This window comes from Pseudoalteromonas aurantia (assembly GCF_005886875.1).
Lineage (GTDB): Bacteria > Pseudomonadota > Gammaproteobacteria > Enterobacterales > Alteromonadaceae > Pseudoalteromonas > Pseudoalteromonas aurantia_A.
In genome coordinates this window covers 1-12,009 of sequence record NZ_PNBY01000186.1, presented here as the reverse complement: position 1 = coordinate 12,009, position 12,009 = coordinate 1, and the positions used below count along the sequence as shown (strand labels likewise).

The 12,009-nt window shown below is 42.0% G+C and carries 5 protein-coding genes; 2 read left to right on the top strand and 3 right to left on the bottom strand.

Going from position 1 to position 12,009, the window contains the following annotated elements; all coding sequences use genetic code 11:
* Window positions 1-67 precede the first annotated feature (67 nt).
* From CWC18_RS20435 to CWC18_RS20425, 3 genes are all read right to left on the bottom strand, one after another.
* Window positions 68-3,028 (bottom strand): cadherin-like domain-containing protein, encoded by a 2,961-nt coding sequence (locus tag CWC18_RS20435; RefSeq protein ID WP_138676018.1) that lies wholly within the window; start codon window positions 3,026-3,028, stop codon window positions 68-70.
* Window positions 2,976-8,390, bottom strand: coding sequence for a tandem-95 repeat protein (locus CWC18_RS20430; RefSeq protein WP_138676017.1), 5,415 nt, complete (start codon window positions 8,388-8,390; stop codon window positions 2,976-2,978). Before CWC18_RS20430 ends, CWC18_RS20435 begins: the two co-directional genes overlap by 53 nt.
* Before the next feature lie 198 nt (window positions 8,391-8,588).
* Window positions 8,589-9,953 carry a hypothetical protein gene (locus CWC18_RS20425; RefSeq protein WP_138676016.1) on the bottom strand — a complete coding sequence of 455 codons (1,365 nt, stop codon included), beginning with the start codon at window positions 9,951-9,953 and terminating at the stop codon, window positions 8,589-8,591.
* Window positions 9,954-10,243: 290 nt separating this feature from the next.
* Between CWC18_RS20425 and CWC18_RS20420 the strand changes: the two genes are divergently transcribed.
* Together CWC18_RS20420 and CWC18_RS20415 are read left to right on the top strand one after the other, a co-directional pair.
* Window positions 10,244-10,900, top strand: a complete 657-nt coding sequence (locus CWC18_RS20420) for a hypothetical protein (protein WP_138676015.1) — start codon at window positions 10,244-10,246, stop codon at window positions 10,898-10,900.
* 149 nt (window positions 10,901-11,049) lie between these two features.
* Window positions 11,050-11,733 (top strand): DUF417 family protein, encoded by a 684-nt coding sequence (locus CWC18_RS20415; protein ID WP_349304796.1) that lies wholly within the window; start codon window positions 11,050-11,052, stop codon window positions 11,731-11,733.
* Window positions 11,734-12,009: the final 276 nt, after the last annotated feature.

The following is a 12,009-nucleotide window of genomic DNA, read 5'->3' as shown; positions in this document are numbered from 1 at the left end:
TAACTGACTGGCATTAAGCAAGTTGCTGGCTTTTTAGGTGACGTTTTTGTCATGCTTTATTTAATGTTTAAACTTTATATTTGTAGCGTCTAGTAACGCCTCCTAAAATAAGCAATAACATGAATAAGCCAAAGGTACCGGATGATTTTTTATTTGGTGTCGGGGTTGGTGTCACGGCAGTAGCACTATCTAGCGTAACGGTTACAGCAACTTGACCTGTATCACTCGCACCATTGCTGTCAGAGATTGTGTATTGAATTGTGGCAATACCAGAGAAACCAACTTCTGGCGTATAGCGTAAAGTGCTGTTATCCATAATGCTCACACTACCTTCATCAACTGTCGCTTTGATGATGGTTAGCATATCACCATCGCTATCTTGATCATTAGAGAGCACGTCAATGTCGAGTGTTTGCGTATCGAGTGCAGCTGCTGCATCATTTACCGCTTGTGGCGCTGTGTTGGCCTTGATGGTAATAGCAGCATGACCACTTGCTGACCCACCTTGTGTATCGGCAATCATGTAAGTTAACTGTGCAGTGCCAGATAAATTATCTGGCGCTGTGAAGTACACAAGGCCACCTTCAAGCTCTGTGGTACCGATGTCAGATGTCGCGTTCACAACAAACAAAGTATCTCCGTCAGCATCTGTGTCATTGTGTAATACATTAAGCTGCATACGATTACCTGCTTTAACTGTGAAGGTGTCGTCTATCGTTACAGGTAGAGTATTTCCGTTTAACACAATGGCCATACCACTAGGGTCTACAACTGTTTTGTTAGCAAGACCATCATCATCGTTAGGGCCGCCATCAACGATTTGCAGCTTAATACACCAGTCTCCCGCATTAAGTCCATCACGCCATTGACTGCTATTTGCTGCTGGACAATAACCAGACTCGCCCTGCGCTGACATTACTTTGTTGCCGCCGCCTAGTGAGAAGTTAACCCATTCGCCATTTTTGTACTTACGATAAACAGCATTTAAAGGGACCTGCTCATACTGAGGCAATACGATAGTAAAGGTATCTCCTGCATTCATTAAGCCTGAGGCAATAAAGTCATAAAGACCGCCCACGTTTTGCGCTGTATCGTCACTTGGTAATTCAGAGCTTAGCAATTGCGCCCCACCTGAACTATTTTGTGCCACAGACGTGCCTTTACGTAACGATGTACCTGCTTGAGCTTCAATCAAATGACCTGTCGAGTTACCTGCACTGCCTTGTAAGACGTTGGGTTGTGAAATTGCATCTTGATAGTCAGGGATCCCGTCACCATCCGAATCGGCATAGCCCTCTTCATTGTCGGGGATCAAATCACCATCGCTGTCTTGTGATGTTAATGCAGCCAGTTGTGCAATAACCTCAATATAGACTTCTTGAGATGCACTAAGTGCTGGAGTTGCATTATCGGTCACGCTAGCAGTAATACTATAAATACCCGCGGGTAACTGAGCTGGCGAGAAGGTAAACGCTGTATCTGTTGCACTGGTATTGTTTATGCGCGGGTCTGCACTTGTCCATGACACTTGCAATTGATCATTACTGTTCGCATCAGACACAGCCGCTAATAGTGCAACCTCACCTTGGTCAGCCGCGACGAGCGTACGGTTTTCACCTTGTTGCGTGATTGTGGTGGTGATCTGTGGGGCGATATTGCCTTCTTCTATAGATATTGTGGCGATATTGCTTGATGTATCAGCATTCACCTCATTACCAAGTGTAATAATGATTGATTCGCTCTCTTCTCGCTGAGCGTCTTGGAACACCTCGAATGTGAGCGAGCCAGACCGACCTGAGGTAATAATGACTTCACCATTCTCTAAGGTGTGATCTGCGGCAGTCGCAGAACCAGAGACTGTATACGGTATGGTTACCGGGTAGCTAGGTGCATCACCATTTAAGTGAACATTGATGGTGTTACTGCTGCCTTCACTGACTGTAAAACCCTGATCTATTGATATTAGTGGGTTCACCGTTACCGTATGCGATGCCATAGCTGTGCGTTCTTGGCTGTCTTGGGTTTGCCAGTAAACAAGGTGGTTACCTGGCGCAAATATACGGGTATTGTCGACCAGTGATACAGCAAGCGTATTGCCTTGACTATCTGTTGCAGCGGCTACGCCGAGTTCCACCTTAGTGAATAAGCCTGTTGCATCCACTGAAATATCAGCCGGTGCGGTGATTTCTGGCAGGCCTGTTTGGAGTGAGGTAATACTTAACGTAGCATTTGATGCACTGTGTGCTTGCTCAGGATCGGCAATTACATAGTCAATGGCCACCGTAGTTGAAGCTTTAGTTGGTGCTTGATATACCAGCTTATTGTTTTCAACCGTTACACTACCAATAGATGCTTGCGCACCAACAATGGTAAGTGGTTGCTCATCGAAGTCAGTATCGTTACTTAACACATCCAGTACGTAGCGATTGGCATCGTTGCCGTTAAATGTGAATGTATCAGGGTTTGCTTGTGGCATATCGTTCACAGAGACAACGTTAATTGCAATGCGCGTTTCAGAAGATTGCTCGGTACCATCATCAACGATGTAGGTAAGTGCATCGGCTCCGTTGTAGTTGGCATTAGGTGTATATGTGAGTGTATTTCCTTGCACAGACGCAATACCAGCGTTTGGTCGAGTAACAATTTCTACACTTAACGTATCACCGTCGATATCGTTAATCTTGGGGATAAAGCTCGTTGTCCCATCTTCTTGTACCGATATGGTTTGTGCTTGTGCGCGTGGCGGTGTATTAGTAAAAGTAACTTCAATATTGAACGCAGGTAGCGATGTCGTTAATTCCTGATCGCTGACTGAAACAACAATATCACTACTGATACCGACGTCTTCTCGGGCAGGTGCACCTGATAAAGTACCCGTTGTTCTGTCAAAATTAGCCCATGTCGGTTTATTGGCTATAGTGTAAGTCAGTTCAATACTGTCAATATCCGCTCCCGTGGGTTTGAAGCTATAGATATTACCACTGACGTACAGTGGTTGCAGGTGTCCCTGTGATACTTGGCGCATCATTGACGTTATTCACTAGAATATCTGCAACAGCCGTTTGTGATGAAAGTGAACCATCATTTGCTTGATAACTAAAACTATCTGTACCAGTAAAGTCATCATTTGGTGTATAGATTACTTGTCTACCAGACAGTGTCACAGAGCCATTGGTCGGTTGACTGATAATAATGAAGCTGACGTTGTCACCATCAATATCACTACCATTTAGCGTCACGGATAATGGGGTTTCTTCATCTGTTGTTGCAGAAGTACTTTGTGCCTCTGGGGCATCGTTGACGGGAGTTACAGTAACCGTAACTGCTTCAACCTCAGAGTCTAATTCACCATCGTTAGCAATGAATACAATGCTGTCGTTACCGTTAAAGTTTACTTTTGGCGTGTAGGTCCAAACTGCACCTTTAACAGGCGTTAATGTCCCATTTGCAGGCGGAGTATGAATTTTATAGGTCAGTGGTGATTTTTCAATATCAGTACCTGTCAATGTAATTTCTATTTTGCTGTCTTCCGCCAGCGTGACTGCGGCTGGCGTAGCGACAGGCGCATCATTCACCGCTTCAACGGTTACCAACACCTCTGCTTTATTTGAAATGGCACCAGCGATATCTTTTACTGTATAAGTAAAACTGTCAGTGCCTGAGAAGTTTTCATTGGGTGTGTAGGTCGCGGTCCCACTATCAGATAGACTAACTGTACCATATTTAGCTACATCGACCAGCGTGACACTGTCGACATCTAACTTATCATTTGCATCTACGTCAGTATCATTGCCTAAAATGTTAATTTCAAATGACCCGTCCTCTTGAACTGTTGCGGTGTTGTTTTCAGCCACAGGTGCGTCATTAACTGGCTTAATAGTCACAGTCACTGTGGCAGGTACTGATGCTAACGCTTCACTATCAGTTAGCACATAGGTAAAGGTCAGTTCTCCAACGGCATCTTTAGCGGGTGCTATATTTAGTTGTCCATCGGCATTAACGGTAACACTAGCAATATCAAACACGCCTTCTCCTTTGCCTTGGTCTTCTAGGGTAATGTTTGCTCCGTTAAAACCTTGGTCTTCAACATCAGAGTCATTATGTAATATGTCTAATGTTAATGGGGTATCCTCATCGGTTTGTGCACTATCATTTTCAACAATTGGTCGGTCATTAATTGCGCCAATATTGATGCTAATTGTCGCTTCGTTAGACACTTCACCGTTACTATCGGCAATGGTGTATTTAAAGGTGTCGGTAGCTACCACATTAAGATCAGGTATGTAAGTCAATGTGCCATCAGCTTGGCTCAGAGTAACTACACCATGTAACGGCTCAGAGGTAAGCGTAATGTCACCTGTTGGATTGGTGTCTTCGATGTCGCTTGCTTGGCTGCGAATATCGTCTATTGAGATGACTAAGTCTGTATCTTCATCTGTCATTTTAGAGATATTGACTGCTTTTGGTACATCGTTCACAGCGGAAACTGCAATATTGACCGTGGCAGGTTCAGAGGTTAATGGGGATGAATCAGACACTGTGTAAGTAAATGAATCAGGGCCATTCGCGTGTTCATTTGGCGTGTAGGTGGCAATACCATTGGTGATAGACACTGAACCAAACTTAGGCTCTGTCACAAGTATGGCAGAAGCCGCAACAAGCTTTTGTTCTGCATCAGTATCATTGTCAATAAGAGAGAAGGTAACGGGCGTATCTTCTTGCGTGCTCGCCTCATCATTTTTAGCAATGGGCGCATCATCAACAGGGTTAATCGTGAGTGTCACGGTTTGAGTTGTTGATACAAGATCCGTACTGTCTTTCACACGATAAGTAAATGTATCTTCTAGTGTTTCAGACCCATCATGTTCATAGGTAAATGCACCACTTTCATTGAGAGTAAGCGTACCGTATTTTACAGTGTCTCTTAATATTGCAACAAGTGTATCGCCAGAGTCTAAATCTACATCAGTGGCAGTACTAAGCAAACCGTTTACTTTCCCAATGCTTAGTGCTTCGCCTTCATTCAATGTAAATTGAAAAGGTTCAGCTGAGGGAATGTCAGGGCTGTTAATGACTGTAATACTAAACGGAGCCAAGCTCACTGATAGGCTATCTGCTGCATTATCTTTGACACTGATGATGATGTTTTCGGTGAGTCCAACGTGTTGATCTAATGGTGTGCCTGTAAGTGCTCCGTTAGAGGTGTCGAAGTCAGCCCACTCAGGTTTATTGATGATTGAAAATGTGTGATTGTCTTCAACATCTGGGTCAGTTAATGTGGGTAAAAATTGGTACATATTGTCTTGTGTGACTTCTATCGCAGGAGTACCTGTAAGGGCTGGCGCATCGTTGACGTTAATAACTTCTATTGAAAATGGAGTTAGCCCAGTATATCCAGTGCCGTCAAACACCTTAATTGCAATATTTGTGTATGTATTTACATCATCATTGCTCGGTGTTCCTACTAGCTGACCTGTTGTGGCATTAAAGCTTAGCCAAGAAGGCATGTTATTAATCGTGAAACTTAAGGCATCGTTATCAACATCGCTGGCTGTAGGTGTAAAGTCATACAGTTGACCTTGTTTTACATTGGTTGCTGGTGAGCCAGAAATGAGCGGTAAGTCTTGAACATTGGCAACGTTGATATTTATGGTGGCTGGTGTTGACCATGAGGTTTGGTCAAATGCCGCGTAGGTAAAGCTATCAGCACCTGAGAAGTTCAAGTTTCCAGTATAAGTCACCACATCATTAATAATAGTTAGTTTGCCACTCTTGGGTACAGACATAATTTTGTATGTTAAAGGAGATTGCTCGATGTCGCTCGCTGTTAACGTTATGGCTATTGGTTGTTCTTCAATGGCGTCGACTTTTTTAGAGTCTGCGCTTGGTACATCATTTACTGCCTCAATGAGTACATCGACTGTGGAGGGTTGTGAGGTATTACCACCACTATCTGTGATCATATAGGTAAATGAAAACGCGCCACTTGCATTAGGTGTTGGGCTAACCGAGAGGTTGCCTGCTGGGGTGACGGTGACATTCGCAAGCGGATATATGCCAGTGCCTTGGCCTTGATCTTCAAGGGTGATGTTTTCGGCTGTAAACGTTTCATCTTCAATATCAGAGTCATTTTCTAATATATTGAGTTCTTTAATCGTATCTTCAAGTGTGCTTAACGTATCGTTTTGGGCGATGGGTGTATCATTAACGGCCTCGATATCAAATGTGATAATGCCAGGCTCAGATACGGCACCAAAGTTATCGGTTACTGTGAATAAAAGTGTATCAATGCCTGTTTCATTGGCTCTTGGCGTATAAATAATAGACTCATCTTGTAAGTTAAAGCTCATAGCGCCTTTTGTTGGTGAGCTGATAATACTAATTGCACCTGCGGGTATGCCGTCTTCTATGTCAGAAGTTAAAGCGCGTAATGAAATTGACTGCGATACGTCATCTTCAATTAATTGAGCTGTATGCGGTGTTACTGTCGGTACGTCGTTATTGAAATTAATATCAATAGTTACTTGACCAGTGACACCATGAAATGGACTATCAAAACTATAGCTTAAGGTGTCTTGACCAAACATATTTGGGTGTGGAGTATACTTGATCTGACCATCAATCACCTCTGCATCACCTAACTGAGGTGCCGAAGTTATTTTTAATGTACTTTTCGCCGAAGATTTATCACCTATAACGTCATTGGCAAGGACATCTATGGTCGTTGTTTGGTCTTCCTCTATAAATACGCTATCCCAGTTGATGAGCGGTGGCACTGAATCAGGAGTAAAAGTAAGATTCGCGGTATGTACTTTTGATGCTTGATTAAAGTCCTGAATGATAAACTGAAATTGACACGTGAATGTGTTGTTAGAGTAGTTATTCAAAATAATTACGCCATTACTTCCTACGAGAAGGCCATGGTTCTGACAGAGGAGGTCAGCATTGATAACTGTGACTGAAAGTCGATCTTTGAGCTCATTACTGATGTTAAAATGACTTAATAACCCCTGGCTTTCATCGATATCAAAGTTGTACGTGCTTGATGAATAAGAGAGGTTGCCTGTTAACGGCAGTATGAGTTCTGCATCGTCTAGTTTGGTAATATAGAGTGTGTGAGATGTTTGGTAGGTATTTTCACCGTCAGACACCGCAATAGTCACGTCAATCGTTTCTGTTTCAAGTAGGTCTATATCGCTATTCGCTTCAGGAATTCCAAACAGTTCGCCAGAGGCAGGGTTAACTTCCAGCCATTGTGGCGCTTTTAATAACTGATATGTTAAAGGGTCGTTGTCTGTATTTTCGATATGATGTGGAAATAGCGAAAACTCCCTGCCAGTATAAAGGCTATTATAGTGTAAGTAATTGACTTTTTGCGAGTAATTAAATGGGAGCACAGTGATTGTAAAAGGCTCGACCAAATAACGTGCTTTACCATCGGTGACATAAATATGGATCTGTTCAGTAGTACCGAGATCATCTTCAGTGGGAGTACCTTGTAAAATCCCCTGTCTGGTATCAAACGTGGCCCAGGTGGGTTTGTTTTCAATATGGAAACTATAATCGTTTGGCTCAAGGTGATCTGAGTGACTAATTAACGGGCTAAAAGTATACGTTTGGTTTTGATAGATACTGGTTTTAGGGCGACCAGAGAGGGTTACATGATCCACTACTTCAATGGTAAATTGCTTGGTTACATTAAGAGAAGGCTCATTGTGATTCTCTAATGTCACACTAATTTGATACTCTCCAAGTGTAATATTTGCTTGGTCATTGAATCGGATATGTGAGTCATGCTCTAATTGAAATAGGTGATTATCGTATGCGTTGTCTGCGAGATTGATACTATTGTGATAAATATCTGAAATAACATGAAGGCCTTGATAATCATCTATATGTAATTGATTACTACTTAAATGGAATTCGCCGTTGGTATTTGGGTTATGGCTTAAAGTAGGTGAATCAAAGCCATAGAGGTTCCCTTCACTCCACGTAACTGTAATGGTTTGTTTTGGAGACTGAGTGGATAAGTTATTCGTGAAAGTATATGTCTCCCCTTTGGTGATGAAGTGAGGAACTTCTTCAACAATATAACTGGGGTTACTAACATAGACTAATTGAGCAGTGTTAGAAGAGGAATCTGATTGATGGTATGTTATATTAAACAAGTTATCATTAACCATTGAATAATTAGCGCACCGAATTTGCAACCCCTCAGCATGTACATAGTTACATTCTATTGCTTTGACTGATTGAGCAAAAAAAAGCACATACAGAGCAACCAAGAACGTCGATATAGTGTTACCTACTTTCTTGTTTGCCCTCGCATGAGTAAATTCGTAAGGTCGAGTAAATAGAGCGGCTATCCACTCCCGTCGTTTTATAGTCATAATAGTCCTTTCTATTACTTCACTGTGTACTGGGTGATTAAATCAGTACCCCATGATGTTAAATCAAAAATGGTGAGTGCAATGCACTAAATTCGTTACACTTTTTATTATTTAGTCGCAAAAAGGCATAACAACTTTAATGCAGTAAGTTGCCATGCCTAGCAGGCTTTGTAAGCGTTCGCTCGATTGGTTTTCGTGTTACTGATCCGCTGTAATGTTTAAAAAGGCTGACTGTGCGAGCAAGTCTCTTATTTCATTGCTTGATAGCGGTTCGGTTCTGAGCCTTTGTAGTGTGGCAAAATCACCGTTAAATTGGTGAGCGGCGAGTGTCACGCTCAGTGACGGGTTACTGAGTTGTGCGGTATTTTCATTGAGGTAGTTACCAAATGATAAATCGGCAGCAATGTTTGCTTGGGTTTTGCCCCTGATCGCCCAGCTGACATTGCCATTAAATTGGTCTTGCCACCTAAGGGCAACCGTGACTTCATTTATCCTTTGATCAGTATTACCAAAGTCATATGTTACAGATTGTGAGGCGTCATTAAATGAGTTACCAAATTCTGCAAATGCTGCGGCTAGCTCATAATAGCCTTGAATGTGAGAAAGTGTGTTATAGGTGCCAGTATCATCAATTGTATTAGTGGCAAATGATGCAATCGTCACGGATATGCCCGCTTGAGATGAGGTTTGCTCTAAATATGAGGTGATGTAACTCTGTTCAACAATATCCGGGAAAATATACAGTGGTGTATCGGAGAATCGTGCGTATCGAGATTGCTCTCGTGATAAAAGCTCTGAAGTGCTGGCTGATATAATAACGTATTCGTTAGTTTGAGCGTGTTGCGCTGTATCTACTGCGACCCCAGCTGTAGGGAAGTCGGTATCGGTTAAGACAATATTTTTGGGATCAGTGAATGAAAACAGCCCGCCGCGTACATCTCCAGTATTTTCATTTTTAATAAATAAAAGCTTCTCTTGGAGAGAGTTAGTACATAGCGTTAAAGGACTCGGGTTATTTGCTAAAATGACATTGTTAGAAAACCCAGTGACGGTGTAACCCGGATTTGTGACTGCCAGTTCACTAAAATCAAAATTCACAGCGTTACAGCTACAGCTTTGATAACCTTTAAAGGTCACAGTGCCCAATGCTAGGTCACTCGAAATATCGTCCACATTATTGATAGTAATGATTTCAGTTTGCTTTTGGTTACGGTTATCTGTTTGCGTGGCAATGATTGAAATATAGTGGGTGTTGTCAGGTAAATCATGTTGAAACTGACCGTCTTGTTTAATTATAGGCGATTCGATCGCCCGACCTTGTCGGTCATGAAAAATTAAGCTACTTGCGATGGGCGCAATACCACAGTCATTTTCAATAACAGAAGTAAAGCTGATGTCGTATTCAGGCACTGGCGTTGGTGGCGGTGTAACTGTGTTGGTTGGTGGGGGCGTGCCAGCAGATGTATCAGAGGTGGCTACATTATCATTACTACTTGACGAACCGCCACAGGCAGTTAATAAACAGACAGCACTTATTGCACACACAAGAGGGAGCAGTTTCATCTCATATCCTTTGAAAAAAGTTAAATTCCATTATAACGGTACAGATTGTACCCCAAATGTCCTATTTCATTCAATAGTAGTAAGGTGTTGTCTTAACTGAATTAATACACATTTATCTGATGATTTTACGCGAGGTGAATATGAAAAAATGCATATGTGTTCATCTTGTTGCGGGAGTTCTTCGTTATTTAAACCGAGATTAAAGTTAAAACTGCATTGATGAGATTGAGTCCATAGTTCTTCCACATTTGGGATTTATGGTGGTTAAAAAATCATCAGAGCGATTTGCTATGATTCAGTATACATTTGACGTATTGACAGGCAATGACATTATCGAGGGTATTGATGAAATTGCACGGCTAAGGATCGATATCTTTGCAGAATACCCATATTTGTATGATGGGTGTATGAGCGATGAGGTGGAGTCTCTTAGCAAGTTTGCTAATATTAAGCAAAGTTTTATGGTGGTCATGAAAGATAAAGGTCACATTATTGGTTTACTCACTGGGCTGCCGTTAGCTCATGAGCAACCCGCAGTACGTCGCCCGTTTACTAATAGTATGTACCCTTTGAATTCTACATTTTATTTTAGTGAAGTATTAATGTACCCAGCATATCGAGGGAATTGGTTTGCCAGTAAACTGTTTAAATTGGCTGAGCAGTATGTTAGCCAGTTATGCACTTATATGTATATTGCGCTTGCCAATGTTGTCCGTGAAGCAAATCATCTAAAAAGGCCCAGCGCGTATCGCCCATTAGATGGTATGTGGCAGCATTTTGGGTATAAACCATTAGCAAACCATATTTGTATCATGGACTGGCAGGAGCATGGCGACGATCATGAAACCGCCAAGCCGTTAATGTTTTGGATAAAGTCATTAAGTAATGTCTGTCAAAGTTGGTCGCAACGTTCAACCCCTTTGAGTAGCATGATGGCGCTTGGTTAGATATTAAGTTAAATTTGCGTCTTAATATTTTTATATTCGTGACTTAATTGAATGATTATTGTCACTCTCTCGGTCTAGTGGTTATTAAATAGATACTGAGATGTACAATGACGCAAAACCACACCAATCATATAATTCAAAGCTCCCTTTTGATCAGTTTTTTACTGTTGGGGCTGTCATTTTTTTTTGGGGGCAATGCAAATAGCATTTCCAACACATTCAGTTTTTATTTAGTTACCGAATGGGTAGATACTCCGTTACTGGGGATCTTGGCTGGTATGGCCTTTTTATGGGCTGGGCTTCTTATGATAATTGCCGCGCGTGAACCTGCATTTAACGATGTGTTATTGATCACACTGGTACTCATTGCGGTTATGCCACTTTTAACATTGATAAGTGACACTCGCTGGATGACACAGTTGGGTGGCTTTCCGATTATTGGCTCTGGACAAGGTATCATCAAGTATGCTGCATTAATACCATTGGCCATTTATTTGAGTCGATATAATACTTTAAGTCTTCGTCAGCATGCTCTACTTAACTTTATACCTGTTGCGTTGGTTTTGTACTGGATTGGCGGCATGAAATTTTTCGAGTTTGAAGCCAATGGTATTGTCTCTTTGGTTGATACTTCGCCGTTTATGTCATGGTTGTATGTGGTGTTCTCAGTGCAGGGCGCATCCAATGCAATTGGGGTTTATGATGTTTTATTTACGAGCCTATTGGGATTTGCGATTTGGCAAAAAATGCCACGCCTTGGCTGCAGTCGTGGGGGCTGGCGCTGTTTTTGGTATGACGCAAACGTTTTTATTTACAGCAAACAATGCCTTTAGTGCTGATACCATCATTACTTCACTTGGACAGTTTGTGATAAAAGATTTATGGTTCTTTGGAAACCTTGCCGTGATTGTTCACTATGGCGCTACTATTGGTAACGAGTCTACTGAGTAATTGCCATTACTATTATAGGCTCATCAACTAAACACATGACGTTTTTATGCAGAACTGCCATGTTCATACTGTTTAGAACATGGCATCTTCACATTACTTTGTTTATAAAGTTTGTCATAGTCGCTCAATACCTCTTACCGTAAGCGTCCGGCGAACCC

Excerpts from the sequence above, each read along its gene's own strand:
- CWC18_RS20435 (WP_138676018.1), bottom strand. The coding sequence starts at position 3,028 with ATGATGCGCCAAGTATCACAGGGACACCTGCAACCACTGTACGTCAGT.
- CWC18_RS20430 (WP_138676017.1), bottom strand. The coding sequence starts at position 8,390 with ATGACTATAAAACGACGGGAGTGGATAGCCGCTCTATTTACTCGACCT.
- CWC18_RS20425 (WP_138676016.1), bottom strand. The coding sequence starts at position 9,953 with ATGAAACTGCTCCCTCTTGTGTGTGCAATAAGTGCTGTCTGTTTATTA.
- CWC18_RS20420 (WP_138676015.1), top strand. The coding sequence starts at position 10,244 with ATGATTCAGTATACATTTGACGTATTGACAGGCAATGACATTATCGAG.